At 68.2% G+C, this 20655-nt stretch carries 18 protein-coding genes and 1 tRNA gene; 13 read left to right on the top strand and 6 right to left on the bottom strand.

Features of this window, described 5'->3' with window-relative positions:
- Positions 1–158: 158 nt before the first annotated feature.
- Together ACWPV3_RS02495 and ACWPV3_RS02490 are read left to right on the top strand one after the other, a co-directional pair.
- Positions 159–1937: a type I secretion system permease/ATPase gene (locus ACWPV3_RS02495; protein ID WP_453976712.1), complete on the top strand. Its 1779-nt coding sequence runs from the start codon at positions 159–161 to the stop codon at positions 1935–1937.
- A 2-nt stretch (positions 1938–1939) separates the two neighbouring features.
- Complete coding sequence (locus ACWPV3_RS02490) at positions 1940–3283, top strand: HlyD family type I secretion periplasmic adaptor subunit (protein ID WP_453976710.1); 1344 nt, start codon at positions 1940–1942, stop codon at positions 3281–3283.
- Positions 3284–3287: 4 nt separating this feature from the next.
- On the opposite strand, the gene ACWPV3_RS02485 is transcribed toward ACWPV3_RS02490, so the two are convergent.
- On the bottom strand, positions 3288–4280 hold the full coding sequence (locus ACWPV3_RS02485) for an LLM class flavin-dependent oxidoreductase (protein ID WP_453976708.1): 993 nt from the start codon (positions 4278–4280) through the stop codon (positions 3288–3290).
- Positions 4281–4366: 86 nt separating this feature from the next.
- On the opposite strand from ACWPV3_RS02485, the gene ACWPV3_RS02480 reads away from it, so the two are divergent.
- The 7 genes from ACWPV3_RS02480 (at position 4367) to recA (ending at position 11869) form a co-directional block, all read left to right on the top strand.
- On the top strand, positions 4367–4627 hold the full coding sequence (locus tag ACWPV3_RS02480) for a ribonuclease (protein ID WP_292088870.1): 261 nt from the start codon (positions 4367–4369) through the stop codon (positions 4625–4627).
- A 75-nt stretch (positions 4628–4702) separates the two neighbouring features.
- Positions 4703–5212, top strand: a complete 510-nt coding sequence (locus ACWPV3_RS02475; protein WP_292088869.1) for a hypothetical protein — start codon at positions 4703–4705, stop codon at positions 5210–5212.
- Positions 5209–6024, top strand: coding sequence for a phosphatase PAP2 family protein (locus tag ACWPV3_RS02470; protein ID WP_453976707.1), 816 nt, complete (start codon positions 5209–5211; stop codon positions 6022–6024). Before ACWPV3_RS02475 ends, ACWPV3_RS02470 begins: the two co-directional genes overlap by 4 nt.
- Position 6025: 1 nt before the next feature.
- Positions 6026–6958, top strand: a complete 933-nt coding sequence (locus ACWPV3_RS02465; protein ID WP_453976706.1) for a right-handed parallel beta-helix repeat-containing protein — start codon at positions 6026–6028, stop codon at positions 6956–6958.
- A gap of 67 nt (positions 6959–7025) precedes the next feature.
- Positions 7026–8912 carry a M20/M25/M40 family metallo-hydrolase gene (locus ACWPV3_RS02460; protein ID WP_453976705.1) on the top strand — a complete coding sequence of 629 codons (1887 nt, stop codon included), beginning with the start codon at positions 7026–7028 and terminating at the stop codon, positions 8910–8912.
- A 69-nt stretch (positions 8913–8981) separates the two neighbouring features.
- Positions 8982–10619: an MHYT domain-containing protein gene (locus ACWPV3_RS02455; protein WP_453976703.1), complete on the top strand. Its 1638-nt coding sequence runs from the start codon at positions 8982–8984 to the stop codon at positions 10617–10619.
- 170 nt (positions 10620–10789) lie between these two features.
- Positions 10790–11869, top strand: coding sequence for a recombinase RecA (recA, locus tag ACWPV3_RS02450; protein ID WP_313454565.1), 1080 nt, complete (start codon positions 10790–10792; stop codon positions 11867–11869).
- Between the two features lie 411 nt (positions 11870–12280).
- On the opposite strand, the gene ACWPV3_RS02445 is transcribed toward recA, so the two are convergent.
- The 4 genes from ACWPV3_RS02445 to ACWPV3_RS02430 form a co-directional block, all read right to left on the bottom strand.
- Entirely contained in the window at positions 12281–14485 is a 2205-nt protein-coding gene (locus ACWPV3_RS02445) for a 3-hydroxyacyl-CoA dehydrogenase NAD-binding domain-containing protein (RefSeq protein ID WP_453976701.1), read from the bottom strand.
- 17 nt (positions 14486–14502) lie between these two features.
- On the bottom strand, positions 14503–15708 hold the full coding sequence (locus ACWPV3_RS02440; RefSeq protein WP_292088862.1) for an acetyl-CoA C-acetyltransferase: 1206 nt from the start codon (positions 15706–15708) through the stop codon (positions 14503–14505).
- Positions 15709–15896: 188 nt separating this feature from the next.
- Positions 15897–16118, bottom strand: a complete 222-nt coding sequence (locus ACWPV3_RS02435; protein ID WP_453976700.1) for a hypothetical protein — start codon at positions 16116–16118, stop codon at positions 15897–15899.
- A 54-nt stretch (positions 16119–16172) separates the two neighbouring features.
- Positions 16173–17399 carry a PQQ-dependent sugar dehydrogenase gene (locus ACWPV3_RS02430; protein WP_453976699.1) on the bottom strand — a complete coding sequence of 409 codons (1227 nt, stop codon included), beginning with the start codon at positions 17397–17399 and terminating at the stop codon, positions 16173–16175.
- Positions 17400–17580: 181 nt separating this feature from the next.
- On the opposite strand from ACWPV3_RS02430, the gene ACWPV3_RS02425 reads away from it, so the two are divergent.
- Both ACWPV3_RS02425 and ACWPV3_RS02420 read left to right on the top strand, forming a co-directional pair.
- Positions 17581–17657 (top strand) — tRNA-Met (locus ACWPV3_RS02425).
- 306 nt (positions 17658–17963) lie between these two features.
- A complete protein-coding gene (locus ACWPV3_RS02420; protein WP_453976698.1) occupies positions 17964–18278 on the top strand; it encodes a hypothetical protein in 315 nt (104 codons plus the stop codon).
- 30 nt (positions 18279–18308) lie between these two features.
- Here the strand turns inward: ACWPV3_RS02420 and ACWPV3_RS02415 are convergent, their stop codons facing one another.
- Entirely contained in the window at positions 18309–18980 is a 672-nt protein-coding gene (locus tag ACWPV3_RS02415; protein WP_453976697.1) for a TlpA family protein disulfide reductase, read from the bottom strand.
- 70 nt (positions 18981–19050) lie between these two features.
- Here ACWPV3_RS02415 and argH point away from each other — a divergent pair, with 70 nt between their 5' ends.
- Both argH and ACWPV3_RS02405 read left to right on the top strand, forming a co-directional pair.
- The gene (argH, locus tag ACWPV3_RS02410; protein ID WP_453978490.1) at positions 19051–20415 is read left to right on the top strand and encodes an argininosuccinate lyase; all 1365 of its coding nucleotides are present in this window, start codon (positions 19051–19053) and stop codon (positions 20413–20415) included.
- A complete protein-coding gene (locus ACWPV3_RS02405; RefSeq protein ID WP_292088855.1) occupies positions 20412–20654 on the top strand; it encodes a hypothetical protein in 243 nt (80 codons plus the stop codon). Before argH ends, ACWPV3_RS02405 begins: the two co-directional genes overlap by 4 nt.
- The last annotated feature ends 1 nt before the right edge of the window (position 20655 follow it).

The following is a 20655-nucleotide window of genomic DNA, read 5'->3' as shown; positions in this document are numbered from 1 at the left end:
GACGATGACAGCCAGGCAATGTCTAGACACAGGTCTCATCGTCATATTTCAGCATCCGCCAACGCGCGTTTCGCCGAAGCAATTGGACATCCTCGACTCCGCCGTCATTATACAATTTCTGGCTCATCGATATACAGCTAGACCACTCAAAACCGCCCATGCCGCCTGCAGGGGCGCCTGCGGGGCTCAAAGCCGAACCAGTCGTGTTGAAGTCTCTTCTTCCAGATCGCCCCGGCACGGGGCCGTTGGCGGAGGCGTTCCGCGCCTGTCGCACCCACTTTCTGGGCGCCGCCGTGTTCAGCGCCCTGATCAACCTGCTGTATCTGACGCCGACCCTCTACATGATGCAGGTCTATGACCGCGTCGTGCCGACGGGCGGATTGACCACCCTGGTGCTGATGACAGCCGTGGCCGTCTTCGCGCTCGCCTGTCTCTCCGTCCTCGACTGGCTTCGATCGCGGCTGTTGCTGCGCGCGGGACTGCGGTTGGACCGGATGCTTTCGGCGCGAATTCTGTCTCGCGTGGTGAACCTGCAGACCAAATCGCCGAACACTCAGGCCCTGAGAGAATTCGACAATGTCAGGTCGGCGGTGTCCGGCGCCGGCGCGTTGGCCCTCTTCGACGCGCCTTGGACTCCGCTCTATCTCGGCTGTTGCTTTCTTCTGCATCCGGCGATCGGCATCCTGACATTGGTCGGCGGGTTGGTGTTGTTCGCCTTGGCGTGGCTCAACGAACGCGACAGCCGTTCCCGCCTTTCCAAGGCCATTCAGTCGAACGTCGCGGCCTACGCCGCGCAGGAAAGCATTGCAGCCCAGGCGGAAGTGGTGCGGGCGCTGGGCATGAGAAAGGCCAGTATCGCGAACCAGATCGAACAGCGTCGCGGCGCAGTCGCCCTTCAGGCCGACGCGCAATTGCAGGGCGGGCGCTATTCGGGCGCGATCAAGTTCGTGCGGCTGGCGCTGCAGTCTGCGGCGCTCGGTCTTGCTGCGTTCCTGGTGGTGAAAGGCCAGATTTCTCCAGGCTCGATCATCGCTTCTTCGGTCCTCCTAAGTCGCGCCGTCGCTCCGGTGGAGCTTCTGGTGGGCGCCTGGCCGGGGTTGGTCCAGGCGCGGACGAGTTGGAACCATCTGGTCGAACTGTTCGCCCAAACCGCTGGCGAGGATCGCCCCCGCACCGGTTTGCCGCCCCCGGCCGGCCGGTTGCGAGTGGACGGCGCGACGGTCAGGCTGCCTGACCTCGACAAACCCGTCATTCAGAATGTCGCTTTCGCTCTGGACCCGGGGCAGACGCTTGGGATCATCGGCCCCAGTGGCTCTGGAAAGACCACGCTGGCGCGCGTCGTCGCCGGCTCCCTAAAGCCGACCGGCGGCGTCGTTCGTCTCGACGGCGCGGAATATGACGCGCGCGACGGCGATGATCTTGCACAGTTTATAGGCTACCTGCCGCAGAGCCCGAGCTTGTTCGCGGGATCGGTCCGAGACAACATCTCTCGTTTCGTTGCGGCGACCGGAGTGGAGAAGGAAGCGGTCGATCGCGGCGCCGTCGAGGCTGCGATGGCCGCGGGCGCACACGATATGATCCTGCGTCTGCCGAACGGCTACGATACCGTGCTGGGACCGTTCGGGGCCGGCGTGTCCGCCGGCCAGGCGCAAAGGATTGCGCTGGCTCGCGCCCTGTACGGCGATCCGGCCTTACTGGTTCTGGACGAGCCGAACTCCAACCTGGATCAGGAAGGCGAAGCGGCCCTGATGGTCGCCGTTCTCAAGGCGGCGGCCAGAGGCGCTGCCGTGGTCATTGTGGCGCATCGCGCGGGCGTTCTGGCGCGTGTGGATCGCCTGTTGTTGATGCGGGACGGCCTGATGCAGATGGAGGGTCCGCGCGAGGAGGTGCTGTCGCGCATCCGGCCCTCGACGCCTCCTGTGCGTAAGGAGGCTTGAAGGTGAAACTGCTGTCGATCGGCGTTCTGAACGGCGGCGCGAAGCGCGAGGTCGATTCGCCGCGGCCGGAGCTGACGCTAGGCGTTGCGGTCATCGGGCTGTTCTTTGTCGGGTTCCTGGGATGGGCGGCGTTCGCACCGCTGGATGCGGGAGCGTTCGCCCAGGGGCAGGTGGCGATTTCGGGCAATCGCCAGGCCGTTCAGCACCGTGATGGTGGCGTGGTGAGCGCGCTGATGGTCGCGGAAGGCGATCGGGTGCGTCGCGGACAGATACTGGTCAGGTTGAACGCCGGAGAGCTGACGGCGGCCGAACGCGGCGTCGCTGGTCAGGTTTTCGCCCTTCTGGCGCAAAGGTCGCGTCTGGTTGCGGAGCGTGACGGCCTGTCGGCGCTGCCTACGCCTGTCGAGTTCGCCAATCTGTCAGGCGAAGACAAGGTTCTGGCCGACGAAGCGATGCGGTTGCAGCGCATCCAGTTCACGGCGAGGGGCGCCGGGCGGTCGACCGAAACCGGCGTGCTCGACCAGAGGGTGGGGCAACTGCGCGATCAGATGCGGGGTTACGAACGCCAGATCGAGGCGAACAGCATTCAGCAACGGTTGATCGCGGAAGAACTGGAGGGTCTGAGGTCTCTGGCGGAGCGAGGCTATGCGCCGCTCACCCGCGTTCGGGCGCTGGAGCGGACGGCCGCCGCCCTGGAAGGCGAGCAGGGGTCCTTGCGGGCGCAGGTGGCGCGGACGCGCGAGCAGATCGGCGAGACCCGGCTGCAGACCCTGGGCGTGTCCACCAAGCTGAACGAAGATGTCGCCGAACAATTACGTCAGGTGGAAGTGCAACTGAACGATCTGCAGCCGCGTCTGGTCGAACTACGGGATCAGTTGGCGCGGGCCGAAATCCGCAGCCCCGCCACGGGTCAGGTGGTCGGCCTGACGGTATTCACGCCGGGTGGCGTGATCCAGCCAGGGCAGATGCTGATGGAGGTGGTGCCGGACGAAGCCTCGCAGGTCGTCGTCGCCCAGATCGATCCCGCCGATATCGACAATCTCCGCGTCGGCCTCGACACAGAGGTAAAGTTCCCTGGCTTGCGGGAACGCAATCCACCGATCGTCCATGGCCGGGTAACTCGCATATCGGCCGACAGCTTTAACGACGAGAAAACCGGGCGCAGCCACTATCGTGCAGAGATCGTCGTGCCGCCCTCCGAACTACAGAAGCTGGGGGGCGCGGCGCGAACGATTCGTGCTGGCATGCCCGTACAGGTTGTTATCCTGACTCGGAAACGGACGATGCTGACCTATCTGGTGGAGCCGCTGATCCAAAGCCTATGGCGCTCGGGAGCCGAGCAGTAGAGCGTCACTCCGCAAGGGCGTCGCGCGCCTTGGCGACGATTTCCAGGCTGCGGATGCGGGCTGCGTTGTCGAACATCATGCCGGTGATCATCAGTTCGTCCACGCCGGTCAGGGCGATGAAGTCGGCGATCTGTTTCTGCACCGTCTCCGGCCCGCCGATGGCGGAATAGAGCAGGCGACCGCGCGCGCCCTCGATCTGCTGAGGCGTCAGGACGGTGGTGATGTCGTCCACCGGCGGGGGCAGTTTGCCGGGCTTGCCGGTGGAAAGGCGGGCGAAGCTCTGCTGCATGGAGGTGGACAGGCGCACCCCCTCCGCGTCCGTATCGGCGGCGAAGACGTTGATCGCGGCCATGGCGTAGGGTTTGGCCAGGCGATCGGAAGGCGTGAATTCGCGGCGATAGAGCGCCAGGGCCTCCAGCAGCAGTTCCGGCGCGAAATGGCTGGCGAAGGCGTAGGGCAGGCCCAGCTGACCGGCCAGTTGCGCGCTGAACAGGCTGGAGCCCAGAAGCCAGATCGGCACGCGCAGGCCGGCGCCGGGGACGGCGCGGACAGGCTGGTGTTCGGACGCCGGTTCGAACCACTGGATCAGTTCGACCACGTCGCGCGGAAACTGGTCGGCGCCTTCGAAATAGCGGCGCAGGGCGCGGGCGGTCGCGCCGTCCGTGCCGGGCGCGCGACCCAGGCCAAGGTCGATCCGGCCGGGGAACAGGGTCTCCAGCGTGCCGAACTGTTCGGCGACGACCAGAGGCGCATGGTTGGGCAGCATGACGCCGCCCGACCCGACACGGATCCGTTCGGTCCCCGCCGCCACATGGCCGATGACGAGGGCGGTCGCGGCGCTGGCGATGCCGGGCATGTTGTGATGCTCGGCCAGCCAGAACCGCTCATAGCCCAGACGGTCGGCGGCCTGGGCGAAGGCCAGGGTCTCGTCGAGGGCGCGGCGGGCGTCGCCGCCCTCGACGATGGGCGACAGGTCGAGAACGGAAAAAGGGATCATGACCCCTAGATCGGGTTCGGCCGCGCGGGTTCAAGGGGAACCGCAACAGCCCCCGCGCCTTTTGCTAGGCTGAACAGGAGAGCGCCATGACCGATCCCGATCCGGAATGCGAAGACGCCCGCGAGGCGGCCGACATGGGCGAGAAACCCGATCTGGGCCATAAGGCGGACGCCCTGATCGAGGCGCTGGACGGGTCCGATTCGGGCTCGGACACCCGCGCAGGCTCGCTGGAGGGAGGCTCGGCCTCAGGCTCGGACGACGATCCCGACTCGCGCAAGATCAATGAACGCCTGGCCCAGGAGGGCAGCGAGGCGGCGGCCCGTCGAGACGCCGACCGACAAGACTGAGGCCGGCGCCTTGCTGGCGCCGCATCCATGCGCCACGGTGGCGCTTCGACCATGGGTCCAAGGGACGATCTCGCGATGATACGCCGTCTGGCGGTTTCGGCCGCTGTTGTTTCGCTTTGTCTGGTTTCGACGGCGCTGTCCGGCTGCGACGGGTCCAAGGCGCCCAAGACGCCCGAGGCCAAGCCTACGCCCGAAGCGGTTCTGCCGGCCCCCGCCGATCAGCCGCCGGTCGCAAAGGCCCCCGCGTCGGCGCCGGCGGCAACGCCGGTCGTAGCCGGGGCGCCTGCCTTCGCCGTGCTGTATCCGGGCGCGAAATTGGACGGTCAGCCCACCCTGCCGGGCGGCAAGTCGGACGGCGGCATCGTCACCTTCCGCACCGCCGCTTCCCCCGACGAAGTCGTGGCCTTCTATCGCGCCCAGGCGGAGGGCGCCGGCCTGCGTTCCGTCACCGGCATGAACCAGGGCGATGCGCGCGCCTATGGTGCTGCTGGCGGCGCTGCCAACGATGTGACGCTTCAGGTGGTCGCGGCGCCGGACGACGACGCCCAGACCTCCGTTCAACTGACCTGGACAGGGGCCCAGTGAATCCGCCCTGGGTCGCCGTGGCCGCGATGGCCGCGACGGCGATGGCGGGACTGATGCTGACCGGCTGCGCGGCGGGCCAGCCTCCGGCCTGGGCCGTGCCCACGACGCAGGGCTATCTGGCCGAGGGGGTGCTGGCGCGACTGGTCTCGGATGCGCCGCCGCCGCCCGCGCCCGGATCGCCGATCGATCTGGCCGACAAGGCGACCTCGGCGCGCATGATCGCGCTCGAAGACACTGATCGCTGGCTTCTGGCCACGTCCCATGCCGAGGTGCGGCCGCCGCTGGGCCTGCAACATTTCGACTGCGTCCTGGGCGTGCGCCTGGGATCGGCCGAAACGCCCGCCCTGGATCGGCTGATGGCGCGGGTCTTCCACGACGCCCAGTCCGTGGCCGAACGGGTCAAGGCCGAGGCGGCCCGAGCCCGGCCGGTCGGGGACGATCCGGATCGGCGCGCCTGTCAGCGCCTGGACGCCGCAGGACGGCAGAGCCGCTCCTACCCTTCGGGCACGGCCGCCGTGGGCGCCGCCTACGCCGAGACCTTCGCCCTCCTGGAGCCGGAGCGGGCGGCGGCGGTGCGCCGGATCGGCGCGGCCATCGGCGACAGCCGCGTGATCTGCGCCATGCATTATCCCAGCGACGTGCAGGCGGGCGCCGATCTGGGCCGTGCGGTGGCGGCGGAAATCGCGACCCTGCCGGCGTTTCAGGCCGATCTTCCGGCGGCGCGGGCCGAGTTGGCGCAGGCGCGCGCCACCGGCCTGACCAACCCCGGCTGCGCGGCGGAACGGGCCGCGCTGGCCGCGCCCCTGCCCTGAGATGCTGGTCCAATCGCCGGACCTGCCCGTCGCCCCGCCCTGTTCGGCCGAGGTCGTGCGGCAGCTGGCGACGCCTTCGGATCAGCCGTTTCGTCTGACCTGCCGCGCCGTCCTGAACGGAACAGAGGTGCGGCGCCCTGTCCTCCTCGAGGGCGCGGAGGCCTCGGGCGCGGGCCTGGACTGCGGCGGCGGCCGGATCGTTGCGCCCGGAGAGGCCACGACGACCCGACCCACGGTGGCGATCTGGTCCCGACGCGACGGAGCGGGCTGGAGCCGGCCGGTCGGGGTGGTGGTCAGCGACTGTGTCGTGGTCGGCAACATCCGCATCTGGGGCATGGGCGCGGGCGGCTCGATGCGCGACCTTCTGGCGTCCTCGCGCACGGCCGATCATACGACGGCGGCCCAGTCGGCGGCGCCGCTGGCCACGACCCTTGACCGCATCCGCTTCGAGGGCGTGGGAACCATTCCCCTCTATGTCGGACCGGGCGTGACGCGAACGACCGTCGTCCGGTCCCGCTTTCGCGGCCGTTCGACCTCGGTCGCCCTCTATCTGGACGCCGAGAGCGCGGGGGCGGTGGTCAGGGACAACGATTTCGACATCCGCACGGGACGCGAGCAGATCGCGGTCGATGGCTCGGGCGCGAACCGGATCGAGAACAATCGCTTCGTGCTGAACGGTCGCGGCGGCATATTCCTCTATCGCAACTGCGGCGAGGACGGGGTCATCCGGCACCAGACGCCTTCCTACAATCAGATCACGGACAATCTGTTTTACCGAGCCGGCTGGCTGAGGCCGCGCCTGGTCGTGGTGGGATCGCGCGAAGGCCGTCGGCTCTACTGTGGCGACGATGCGGGCTGGCCCTTCGGCTCCAGCCTGGACGACGGGGACGGGGCGACCGGCAATCGGGTCAGCGGCAACCGCGCCGTCGGCTGAACCGCGACGCCCTTGCGCAAGATCGATGCGCCGGGCCAAGTGTCGGTTCGGGATCGGGGAGGCGGGAATGCGACTGTTTCTTTTGTTGGCGTCGCTGGCGGCGGCCTTCGCTCTGGCGGTTGTCACGACCCAGACGCCGCCGCCCGTCAGCGCGGACGCCGCCGCCACCGCTTTCTCCGCCCAGCGCGCCATGATCGACGTGCGGCGCATGGCCCGCGCACCGCATCCGGTCGGATCGGCCGAACATGAGGTGGTTCAGGCCTATCTGTTCCAGCGCATGGCGGCCCTGGGGCTGAGACCCGAGCGTCAGACCGGCGTCCTGTCGCCCGCCGCCGTTCGTCGCATCGAGGCGCGGGGCGACAGCGCCGAGGGCCTGTCGGTCGTCAATCTGGTCGGGGTGTCGCCGGGACGGCGTCCGGACCTGCCGGCGGTTCTGCTGATGGCCCATTACGACAGCGTGCCGGGCTCGCCGGGCGCGGCCGACGACGCGGCGGGGGTGGCGGGCGTTCTGGAGGCGGTGCGGGCGATCCAGGCGCGAGGTCCGGCCGACCGCGATCTGGTGGTGTTGCTGACCGACGGGGAAGAGCTGAACCTGGACGGCGCCCGCGCCTTCTTCAGCGAACATCGGCTGCGCAGCCGGATCGGCGCCGTCGTCAATCTGGAAGCGCGGGGCGGCGGCGGTCGGGCCATGATGTTCGAGACTGGCCCCGGCAACGCCCAGACGATCGACCTGTTCGCGCGTGCGACCGGTTCCGTGACGGGCGGGGCGACCGGCAACGCCCTGGCGGTCTTCGTCTACAGGTTGATGCCGAACGGCACCGACTTCACCGTGGCGGCGGACAGGGGTCTGGCAGGCGTCAACCTGGCCTTCCTCGGCCGGCCGGATCAGTATCATTCGCCCCGTTCGACGCCCGATGCGCTGGATCAGGGCAGCGTCCAGCATATCGGTTCGCAGGCGCTGGAGGCCGCCGACGGTTTCCTGCGCGCGCCGACCCTGCCGCGCGCGACCGCGAATGCGGTCCACGCCGACGTGTTCGGGCTGATCTTCCTGCGGCATTCGCTCGGATTCGGCTGGGTTCTGCTGGCGACGGCGGCGGCCTTGACGGCGTTCGCGGCCTGGGGCGCGCGGCATGCGGCCGGTCTGGGTTGGCGCGAGGTCGGTCGGGGGGCGGCGGGCGGCCTGTGGCTGGTCGCCTCTGCGCTGGTCGTCGCCCAGGCGGTGCGGATCCTGGCCGGGCCTGTGGGCAGGCGGATCGACACGCCCGACGCCTACTACACCCTGCTTCGGCGGCTGCCGTGGATGGAGGCGGGCGTTAGCCTGGCCGTCATGGCCGCTGCATTTGCGCTGTTGGCCGGACGCGCAAGGGTCGGGCGGCGGACACTGGCGGCGATCCTGATCGGCGCGACCGTGACGGCGTCGGCGCTGGGCGGGCTGAACGTGATCCTGATCGGCGCGACCGCCGTCGCCGTCTTGCTGACCTTCTGGCCCGGCGGCCAGGACGAGCCGACATGGGGCGGTTGGCTGGGGCTGATCGTCCTGGTGCTGATCATCGGCGCCGTCGCCCAGGCGGTCGCGCCGGAAGCGGCCTTCGTCTTCATCTGGAGCGGTCTGGCGGCGGCGCTGGCGGCCGCGACGGCGGCGTTGATCGGCGCCCGGCTGCAGCGCCGTCGGGCCCTGATTCCCGCCGTCGTGGCGACCATCGTCGCGGGCGGATGGATGCTGGGCCTGGGGCATTTCGTTTTCCTGGGCGTGGGGATGGACCTGCCGGGCGCGCTGGGCGTGATCGCCCTCTTGATCGTGGTTCAGGCGCGGCCCCTGGGTCCGGTCGGCGGGCGCGCCTGCCGGGTCCTGGCCGTGGTCGGCGCAGCGTGTATGGTCCTGGCCTGCGGCGTGTCGCTGGCGGCGCGCTGGGCCGAACCCGCGCCGCCGCCCGGAGTGGAAGGGCCCGGTTGATTTTCAGATGAATTTCCGTGGGTTTCGACCTAGTCAGGAACTTTCAACGGCGTGTGGAGGCGTGTCGCCGTGCATCACGATCCCCTGAGCCTGTTCGCCGTTCTGGCGCTGATCGTCGCTGTCCTGGGGGCGTGGACGGCGCTGGACCTGTTCAACCGGGCGTGCAGCCATCTGGGGTCGGCGCGGCTGCGCTGGCTGGGGGCGGCGGCCGTGTCGCTGGGGCTGGGCATCTGGTCCATGCATTTCATCGCCATGCTGGGTTTCAGGCCGGACGGCGGCGTCGCCTATGACGGCGGCCTGACGCTGTTGTCCTTCCTGCTGGCGGCGTTCGGAACGGGGGGCGCCTTCCTGACGGCGGCCGGACCCAATACGCGACCCATGCGGCTTTCGATGGCGGCGCTGCTGATGGGCGGGGCCATCGCCGCCATGCACTATGTCGGCATGGCGGCCATACATACGGCGGCGACGCTGGCCTATCGCCCGGCGCTGGTCGTTCTGTCCGTGGCGATCGCCGTCGCCGCCTCCTACGCCGCCCTGGTCGCCGCGCGGCGGGAGCGGAACCTGACCTGGCGCGCGGTCGCCGCGGTCCTGCTGGGCCTGGCCATCGTCGCCATGCACTACACCGGAATGGCCGCCTTGATCCTTACGCCGGTCGTCCACGCCGCGCACGAGAGCGACACCTCGCGGCTGGTCCTGGCCGTCGCCGTCACGGCCGGGTCGGTCGCCGTCCTGTTCGTGGCGCTGGGCGCCTCGGTTTTCGACCGGAGAACCGATGTGCTGGCGGCGGTCGACGCCGGCGGGGTCGGTTTCTGGGAGGCGGCGGTGCCGCTGCGGCCGCCGGTCATGTCGGCGCGCGCGCGCGAAATCCTGTCCATCCCGGAAGACGCCCGGGCGGGATCCAGCGAAATCGGCGACCGGCTGTCGCCGGAGGATCTGCCGGCGCACAGGGCGGCGCTGGCTCGCGCCCTGGCCGGAGAGGCGGACTATGATCAGGAATGGCGGCTGCCCGCCACAGGGCGCTGGATCCATCTGAGGGGACGGTTGATCCGCAGCCGCTCCGGCCGGCCGTTGCGGATGTCGGGCGTCATCACCGACGTCACCGACCGGCGCGAGGCCTTCGCCGCCTTGGCCGACAGCGAGCGTCAGCAGCGGCTGCTGATCAACGAACTGAACCACCGGGTGAAGAACACCCTGGCCACCGTCCAGTCGATCGCGCGCCAGACTGCGCGCCGCACGCCGGACGTGAAGACCTTCACCGCCCTGTTCGAGGCGCGGCTTCTGGCCCTGTCCAACACCCAGAACCTGCTGACGGCCGGAAAGTGGGAGCGCGTCGACCTGGGCGCCCTGTTGGGGCAGGAACTGGCGCCTTACGCTGACGAACAGGTGCGATTGGCCGGGCCGGCGGTCGATCTCGATCCGCGCCAGGCCCTGGGCCTGGGGATGGTCTTTCATGAACTGGCCGTCAACGCCGCCAAATACGGCGCCCTGTCGACCCCCGCCGGCTGCGTCCGGGTGGATTGGTCGGTGCGGGACGCCAACCTGATGCTGGATTGGGTCGAAAGCGGAGGGCCGCCGGTGGCCACGCCGACGCGACGAGGTTTCGGCGGGGACCTCATCGAGGCCACGCTCAATCGTTCTTTGAATGGGACGGTGATCATGACCTACGAAACCGCAGGCTTCGCCTTCAGCCTCCGTCTGCCGCTCTAAGATCACGTCGGAAACGGACGTAGGCTAGGCGGAATGCGCCGGGCGACAAAGAGAACATCTTGTGAACCGGAACAAACCGTGCACATAGTGCCGCTCACGAAACGGGGGCGGGTCCATGGCGGGTCTCTCCCAGGCTTTTGACGGGAATCATGGCAAGGGAGACGAAGGCAATGGCACAGGCGGCTTTGAAACTGGTGGGCAAGGAAGACGGCGACAAGCAACGCGCTCTTGAGGCGGCGATCGCGCAGATCGATCGCGCCTTCGGCAAGGGCTCGGTGATGAAGCTCGGCAAGGCCGGGGTGGTGAACGAGATCGAGAGCGTCTCGACCGGTTCGCTGGGTCTGGACATGGCGCTGGGCATCGGCGGCCTGCCGGTCGGGCGGGTGATCGAGGTGTTCGGCCCGGAATCCTCCGGCAAGACCACCCTGGCCCTGCATACGGTCGCCGAAGTGCAGAAGAAGGGCGGGGTCGCCGCCTTCGTCGACGCCGAACATGCGCTGGACCCGGTCTACGCCCAGAAGCTGGGCGTCAATCTGGACGATCTGCTGGTGTCTCAGCCGGACGCCGGCGAACAGGCGCTTGAGATCGTGGACACCCTGGTCCGGTCGGGCGCCGTGGACATCGTTGTGGTCGACTCCGTCGCCGCGCTTACGCCGCGCGCCGAGATCGAGGGCGAGATGGGCGATAGCCTGCCGGGTCTTCAGGCGCGCCTGATGAGCCAGGCGCTGCGCAAGCTGACAGCCTCCATCTCCAAGTCGAAATGCATCGTCCTGTTCATCAACCAGATCCGCCACAAGATCGGGGTGATGTATGGCAGCCCCGAGACGACGACGGGCGGCAATGCGCTGAAATTCTACGCCTCGGTGCGTCTGGACATCCGCCGCACCGGCGCGATCAAGAACCGCGACGAGGTGGTCGGCAACACCACCCGGGTCAAGGTGGTCAAGAACAAGGTCGCCCCGCCGTTCCGCGAGGTCATCTTCGACATCATGTACGGCGAGGGCATCTCCAAACTGGGCGAGGTCATCGACCTGGGCGTCAAGGCCGGGGTGATCGAGAAGTCGGGCAGCTGGTTCAGCTATGACTCCACCCGCATCGGCCAGGGCCGAGAGAATGTGCGCGAGTTCCTGAAACAGAACCCCGACATCGCCGCCTCCATCGAAAAGGCCGTGCGCCAGTCCACCACCAAGATCGCCGACGATATGCTGGGCGCGCCCGAGCCCGACGAAGGCCAGGATCTGGAAGGCTGAGGCCAGGACAGGGGGCCGAGCGGCCGAGGCGGACTGTTTCAGGCTCGCTCGGCCGGGGCCCGGCCCTTTCACCGCTACTCCGTCGCCCCTAGCGACCCGCCACCGACCCCGCGAAGGGCGGCGGAGCGACCCGCTCGACCTCGTGTCGGGCGGGTCTTTTCTTTGCGTTTAGCCTATCGCGCGTTCGCACTGCGTGCGGCCGAATGCTCACCTCTCCGCTCATCCCGGCGAAAGCCGGGACCCAGTTCTGTCGCTTGGCCGTGCGCTGGACCAAGGGGGGCTAGCGGGGGGTGCCGTATGGCCCAAAACACTGGTCCCGGCTTTAGCCGGGATGAGCGGAAGGAAGGGGACAAACGAAAACGGGCGACCCGAAGGCCGCCCGTTCCGTTGTCTCACGATGTCCGCTGCCGATCAGGCCGCGGCCTTCTGCGGGGAGAACTTGCCGTAGAAGGTTTCGCCCTTGGCGGCCATGTCGCGTAGCAGCTGCGGGACCTTGAAGCGGTCGCCATAGGTCGCGGCCAGACGGTCGGCGGTCTCGACGAACTTGGCCAGGCCGATGCCGTCGATGAAGCTGATCGGGCCGCCGGTCCAGGGTGCGAAGCCCCAGCCCAGGATCGCGCCCAGATCGGCCTCACGCGGGTCGTCGATGACGCCCTCTTCCCAGCAGCGGGCCACTTCGACGGCCTGGCGATACAGCAGGCGCGTCTTCAGCTCGTCGATCTGGGCGAAGGCGGTCGGCTCTTCCGGCTGGTCGATGCCCTTGGTGGTCGGGGCCAGTTCGGACAGACCCTTCCAGATCGTCTTGGGCTTGGTGTCGTAGTCGTAGAAGCCCTTGCCGTTCTTGCGGCCGAAGCGTCCGCCCTCGACCATCTTGGCGACGATGTCGGCGCCTTCCGACGGGACGTATTTGTCGCCCAGATCGAGCGCCGTCTGTTTGGCGATCTTGTAGGATAGGTCCAGGGCGACGTCGTCGTGCATCTCCAGCGGGCCGCGCGGCATGCCGGTCATGCGTCCGACATTGTCGATCAGGGCAGGGCCGTAACCCTCCTCCAGCATCGCCATACCCTCCATCAGGAAGGTGGAGAAGCAGCGCGAGGTGTAGAAGCCCCTGGAGTCGTTGACGACGATCGGCGTCTTCTTGATCTTCAGCACATAGTCCAGCGCCTTGGCGATGGCGGCCTGACTCGTCTTCTCGCCCAGGATGATCTCGACCAGCATCATCTTGTCGACGGGCGAGAAGAAGTGGATGCCGATGAAGTCCTCGGGACGGACGCTGGCCTCGGCCAGGCCGGTGATCGGCAGGGTCGAGGTGTTGGAGCCGAACACGGCGCCCTCGGCCAGCTGGGCCTCGGCGCGCTTGGTCACATCGGCCTTGATCTCGCGGTTTTCGAACACGGCTTCGATGACCAGGTCAGAACCCTTGATCAGATCATAGTCGGTGGTGGCGGTGACGGAGCCGAGCAGGGCGTCATACTTCTCCTGCGTCAGCTGACCGCGCGACAGGCGCTTCTTCAGCAGTTCCTCGACATGGGCCTTGCCCTTGTCGGCGGCTTCCTGGGTCTGGTCGATCAGGATGGTCTCGATGCCGGCAAGCGCCTGCACATAGGCGATGCCCGCGCCCATCATGCCGGCGCCGATGACCGTGACCTTCTTCGGATCGGACTTGGGCACGCCAGCCGGGCGAACGGCGCCCTTGTCCAGTTCCTGCTTGGACAGGAACAGCGAGCGGATCATGGCCTGGGCCTGCGGCGTCATCAGGGTCTTGATGAAGTAGCGCGTCTCGATGCGCAGGGCCGCGTCCATCGGAACCTGGGTTCCCTCGTAAACGGCCTTCATCAGGTTCACCACGGCCGGATAGTTGCCGTAGGACTGTTTGCGCAGCATGGCGTTGCCGACCATGAAGTTCTGGATGCCGGCCGGGTGATAGGGGCCGCCGCCGGGCAGTTTGAACGACTTCTCGTCCCAGGGCTGGACGGCCTTGCCCCCCGACTCGACCTTGCCCTTGATCCAGGCCTTGGCGGCCTCGACAGACTGGCCTTTTTCGACCACCTCATGGACGATGCCGGCGCCCTTGGCGTCGTTCGGGCGGAAGGACTTGCCTTCGCTCATGGCCATCATGGCGTTCTGCACGCCCACCAGGCGCGTCAGGCGCTGGGTGCCGCCGCCGCCGGGGAAGAGGCCGACCTTGATCTCGGGCAGGCCCAGCTGAATCTTGTTGTCGTTCTCGACCACGCGGTAGTGGGCGGCAAGGGTGAACTCCAACCCGCCGCCCAAAGCCAGGCCGTTGATCGCCGCCGCGATCGGCTTGCCGCAGGTCTCCAGCGCACGGAAGGCGCCGTTCAGCTTCCACCCGGCGTCGAACGCCTTTTGCAGGTCGCCGCCGCCCGACAGCACGCCGCCGGCCATGTCGCCCAGATCCGCGCCGGCGCAGAAGCCCGAGGCCTTGCCCGAGGTGATGACGGCGCCCTTGATGGCGTCATCGGTCTTGATGCGTTCGACCAGTTCGGGGATTTCCTTCATCACCGAGGACGTCAGGGTGTTCATCGAACGGCCCGGAACGTCGAAGGTGATCAGGGCGATTCCGTCGGCGTCGACGTCGATCTTGAAGTTTTCCATGTTCATTCGCTCCTAGATCAGACGCGTTCGATGACGGTGGCGGTGCCCATGCCGCCGCCGATGCACAGGGTGATCAGGGCGGTCGACTTGTTCGAGCGTTCCAGCTCGTCCAGGGCGATGCCCGTGATCATGGCGCCGGTGGCGCCCAGGGGGTGGCCCATCGAAATGCCGCCGCCGTTCACGTTCATCTTGGCGTGGTCGATGTTCAGGGCCTGCATATAGCGCAGGACGACGGCGGCGAAGGCCTCGTTCAGCTCCCACACATCGATGTCGTCGGGCGTCATGCCCAGCTTCTTCAGCAGTTTGCGGGTCACATACTCCGGGCCGGTCAGCATGATCGACGGCTCTGAGCCGATCGAGGCGCCGCCCAGGATCTTGGCGCGCGGCTTCAGGCCCAGGGCCTGACCGGCTTCCAGCGAGCCGATCAGAACGCCGGCCGAACCATCGACGATGCCCGACGAATTGCCAGGGGTGTGGACGTGGTTGACGCGCTCGACCTCGGGGTAGCGCTGGTTGATCACGCCGTCGAACGCCATTTCGCCCATCATGGCGAAGGACGGGTTCAGCCCGCCGAGGGTCTGCATGTCCGTGTTCGGACGAATGGTCTCGTCGTGGTCGAGAATCGTCAGGCCCAGCTGGTCCTTGACGGCCAGGACCGAGTTCTTGAACCGGCCCTCGGCCCAGGCCCTGGCCGCGCGCTTGTGGCTTTCGACCGAATAGGCGTCCACGTCGTCGCGGCTGAAGCCGTATTTGGTGGCGATCATGTCGGCCGAGACGCCCTGCGGCACGAAATAGGTCGGGAAGGCCGAGGAGGGGTCCGTCGGCCAGGCGCCCATGTCCGAACCCATCGGCACGCGGCTCATGACTTCGACGCCGCCGCCGACGGCGAAATCGGCCTCGCCGGACTTCACCTTGGCCGTCGCCATGTTCACCGCCTCCAGGCCCGAGGCGCAGAAGCGGTTGATCTGAACGCCCGCCGTATCCTGCGACCAGCCGGCCGACAGGACCGCCGTGCGGGCGATGTCGGCGCCCAGTTCGCCCACGGGCGTGACGCAGCCCAGGATGACGTCGTCCACCTTGGAGGTGTCCAGGTCGTTGCGGTCGCGCAGGGCCTCCAGAACCTGGGTCGCCAGGCTGAGGCCGGTGATCTCGTGCAGCGAGCCGTCCTTCTTGCCCTTGCCGCGCGGCGTGCGGACGGCGTCGTAAATATAGGCGTCAGCCATGGAAGTGCGTCTCCATCTTTGGGCCCTGGTTTCACCGTGCGGCAGTCCGCGACGTGAGGAGCAGGGCGGTTCCAAGCGTGGACGCCAAGAACCCTACGTTTACGTCAACGTCAAGTAATAAGGCGCGTGATCGCACGCCAGGCGACGGCGTTGGAGAGCTCCGAAGAGGAGGAAGAACCCCTTGGGCGTCAGTTCTGGGGAATGCGTGTCGCGCCGCCTATGATGGTGCAGGCGTATTCGGTCTCGGGCCGTCCGGTCTGCAGTCCGGTGGGCGTCAGAATGCCCTGGCGCGCCTTGCAGGACGCTTCCAGCCGATCGAGGTCTTTCCGGTAACTGCTGACGCCGCCGGTGGACGAGGCGCAGGCGCCCAGCAGCGGCAGGGCGACGGCGACGAGAATGAGACTGCGCATGGTCATTCGCTCCTTTCGGGAGATCAAGACTGGCCCCCGCCTGTCTCGCCGATCCTAGGGCGCCGGGGTCAGCCTGACCAGTTTGCCGTTCTGCTCGTCCGTGATGGCCCAGATCGCGCCGTCCGGGCCGACCGCCACGTCGCGAATCCGCTCGCCGAGGTCGGTGAGCAGGCGCTCTTCGCCCACGACGCGGTCGTTCTGCAGCACCAGGCGGGCGATATGTTTCTCCTTCAGGGCGGCGACCAGCAGGTTCCCGTTCCATTCGGGGAAGAGGGCGCCCTGATAGAAGGCGGCGCCGCCCGGGGCGATCACCGGGTCCCAATAATAGACGGGCTGCACCGTGCCGGGCTTTTGGGTCGCGCCTGCATTGATCGCCCCGCCGGCGTATTCGATTCCATAGGCCGCGTCGGGCCAGCCGTAGTTGGCGCCGGGCTTTTCCAGGTTCAATTCGTCGCCGCCGCGCGTGCCGTGTTCGATGGTCCAGACGGCGCCGGTTCCGGGCTGGATCGCGATTCCCTGGACGTTGCGGTGGCCCAGGCTCCAGATTTCCGGCAGGGCGCCGGCGCGGCCGACGAAGGGATTGTCCTGCGGGACCGTGCCGTCGGCGTTGATGCGGATGGTCTTGCCCATGTGCGAGCCCAGGTCCTGGGCCTGCGGCCGCATCGGCTTGTCGGAGCGTTCGCCCAGGGTGACGAACAGCTTGCCGTCCGGCGCGAAGGCCAGGGACGAGCCGAAATGCTTGTCGCCGTCATAGACGGGCAGGGCGCGGAAGATGACCTGGACATCGTTCACCCGCGATCCGTCGTCCGACAGACGCCCCCGCGCGACCGAGGTGGCGTTGCCGCCTTCCCGAGGTTCGGCGTAGCTCCAGTAGATCGTTCGGTCGCGGGCGAAGTCGGGTCCGACTACGACATCCAGCAGACCGCCCTGGCCGCGAGCATCCACGGTCGGGAGCCCGGCGATGGGCGCGCCGACCCGACCTTCTGACGTGACGATCCGCAGGCGGCCGGGCCTTTCCGTCACCAGCCAGTTCCCGTCAGGCAACAGGGCCAGCCCCCAGGGATGAACCAGGCCGGACGCCACGACCGTGTGGGTCAGAGCCCGTTCGGTGGGGACGGCCGGCGCTCGTGTCTGCCCCTCGAAAGCCGGCTGTTGGGCCGGATTGTTGGCGGGGCGGGTCTCCAGCGGCGCGCCCGCCGGGGTCCGAGGCTCGCCCTGGGCGCCGCAGGCGGCGGCGAGGACCAAAAGGGCGCTGGAAGCAGCGAGGGCGGAAAGACGCATGGCGGGGCTCCGGTCGGCGGCGGGTTCCGACGGCAACGGCGGATGTCGGCTCCTGTTCCTCGCGCGACCTTCACAGCAACGCATCGTGGCACGATGTCGCGCGACATGACTTGAACCCTGCGTCCGGCGGCGATATAGGCACGCCTCTTCCGCGCGACCTCGGTCGGCGCGCAGGGCCCATGGTTGGGTAGCTCAGATGGTTAGAGCGGTGGATTCATAACCCACAGGTCGGCGGTTCGATCCCGCCTCCAACCACCACCCCTTCTCCCCGAAAGCAATCGCCGCGTGTCGACCCCTTCGGTCAGGGCCCGCATCTGTCATGGTGGAGGGGGAAGCGGCCCGGCCGACTGTGTAGGGAAAGGCCAGGCCGCCTCTGACGATCCCGACCGGCGAGGGACAGGATCGTCTGCGACGAACCGTCGGGGTTCGCGCAATCGAGGGATAGGCGGCTCTGTCGCGGCGGGACAGTTGGTGGAAATACGAGGCCGTCTCGTCGGCATGACCGCAACCGTCGCCTTTGTTCGGCGTTCTGGCGTCGAAGCGGACCTTGACCGGAGAAACGCCATGACGAAGCGCACCCTGACCTTGCCGACCAGCCTTGTCGCCGTCGCCGCCCTGACGTTGGCGGTCGGCGCCTGCACCCGCCACGAGACGGCCGAGGCCGAACAGAAGGCCGAGGTGGCGGGCGATCACGCCCAGGCCGCCGCCAGTCAGGCGGGAGAGGTGCTGGAAGCCGGCGCCATGAAGACCGCCCAGGCGGTCGAGAGCGGCGCGGGCAAGGTCGCCGACAAGCTGGAGGAAAAGCAGGCCAAGGCGGCGGCCGAGGGGCGGCCCGGCGCCGTCGATCCGGCCACGGATCGTCGCGTTCCCGCGAACTGAAGCCGAAAACCGAGGCTGGAAACCAGGCGGTCAGGCGGCGGGCGCGCTCTCGGCCAGCAGGGCGTCGATCAGCGCCCTCGCTTCCGCGCTGTTCCAATCCGCATCGCCGGCCAGGCTGGCGCGGATGCGGCCCTGGCGATCCAGCAGGATGGTCTGGGGCATCATTCCCTTGCCCGGAAACTCGAACGGCAGCTGGAAACGGATGTCGTTGTAGAAGGGCAGGGGGGCGTGGGCGTCGATAAAGGCCTTGGCCTGGGCCACGCCGTCCGGCGTCGCATCGACGTTGATCGGCAGGACGATCAGATCGGGATCAGCCTCGTAGGATCGGGCCAGGGCCGCCAAGGTCGGCATCTCGGCGCGGCAGGGCGCGCACCACATGGCCCACAGATTGACCACCGTCACCCGGCCTTGAAAGGCCTGAAACCGCACGGCCGTGCCCGTCCGGTCGCGGAAGACGTAGTTGGGCGCAGGGCGAAGTTCTGCTGGCGTCTGCAGCTTCGCCATCGACCCGGTTGCGTACCGCGCAAGGTCGCTGGGGCCGGTTGCGTCGCCGGTCTTGGCGGCTGCGGGCGTCTTGGGGGGTTGCGCCGCCTGCCTATGATTGGCGTATAGCGAGATCGCCATTCCGCCGGCGCCGGCGATGGTGCTGACCAGCACGATCGCGCCGACGACCGCCCAGATCGCCTTTCTCGAGCCGCTCATGACAGATACGCCCTCCACCGACGCCGAACACGGCGGTTCGACTGCGCCGGTCCGGCCCGCGGGTCAAGACATGTGGGGCGGACGCTTTTCGTCGCGGCCGGCCGACATCATGCAGGCGATCAACGTCTCCATCGGCGTGGACCAGCGTCTGTGGCGTCAGGATCTGGCCGGATCGCGCGCCCATTGCCGCATGCTGGCCAAGCAGGGCGTGATCCAGCAGGCCGACGCGGACGCCATTCTGAAGGGGCTGGACGCGGTCGAGGCCGAGATCCTCGGCGGGACCTTCCCCTTCCGCGACCAGTTCGAGGACATCCACATGAATGTGGAGGCGCGCCTGAACGAACTGATCGGCGAGCCGTCCGGCCGCCTGCACACCGCGCGCAGCCGCAACGATCAGGTGGCGCTGGACTTCCGCCTGTGGGTCCGCGACGCCTGCGACCGGTCGGTGGCCCAGCTCAAGGGGTTGCAGGCCGCCCTGCTGGTCCGGGCCGAACAGCATGCGGGCGACCTGATGCCGGGCTTCACCCATCTGCAGACCGCCCAGCCCGTGACCCTGGGCCATCACCTGATGGCCTATGTCGAGATGTTCGGGCGGGATGCGGGCCGGTTCGCCGACGCCCGCGCGCGCATGAACGAAAGCCCCCTGGGCGCCGCCGCCCTGGCGGGTTCGCCCTTTCCCATCGACCGCCACATGACGGCGGCGGAACTGGGCTTCGACCGGCCGATGGCCAATAGTCTGGACGCGGTGTCGGATCGCGACTTCGCGCTGGAAAGCCTGGCCGCCGCCTCGATCACGGCGGGCCACCTGTCGCGTCTGGCCGAGGAGATCGTGGTCTGGATGACGCCGATGTTCGGCTTCGCTACCCTGCCCGACGACCTGACCACCGGCAGCTCCATCATGCCGCAGAAACGCAACCCGGACGCGGCCGAACTGGTGCGGGCCAAGACGGGACGGATCATGGGGTCTCTGGTCGCCCTGTCGACGGTGATGAAGGGTCTTCCGCTGGCCTATTCCAAGGACATGCAGGAGGACAAGCCGCCGGTGTTCGAGGCCTTCGACGCCCTGGACCTGGCGTTGACGGCCATGACGGCCATGGTCGCCGCCCTGATCCCGAACACGGAACGGATGGCGGCTGCGGCGGGCGCCGGCTTCTCCACCGCGACGGACCTGGCCGACTGGCTGGTGCGCGAACTGAACCTGCCGTTCAGGAAGGCGCACCATGTCACGGGCGCGGCGGTGAAACGGGCGGAGGAACTGGGCGTGGACCTGGCGCAACTGCCGCTGGACGAGATGCAGAAATTGGAGCCGGGCGTGACCGAAGCGGTTTACAAGGTGCTGACCGCCAGGGCGTCTTGCGAAAGCCGCCAGAGCTATGGCGGAACCGCGCCGGAACAGGTCCGCGCGCGCATCGCCGACTGGAGACAACGCCTGTGAAGAAGACCGTCATCCTAGCGGGCGCGCTCGCCCTGACCCTGACGACGGCGCTGGCCGGGTGCGGCCGCATGGCCGACCTGGAATCGCCGGTGCGCGAGACCGAGCGCGCGCCGCGCAGCAGCCGCGCCCCCGGCCTGCCCGAACCCGCCACCCTCAACCGGCCGTCCAGCAGCGTGCCGATCGACGGCGGCCCCTCCAATCCGATCGGCGCCGGCGCCGCCCAGAACGAACCGCGCTAGA

This window comes from Brevundimonas sp. Marseille-Q4549, assembly GCF_976940555.1.
This window is presented reverse-complemented; position numbering and strand designations above follow the sequence as displayed.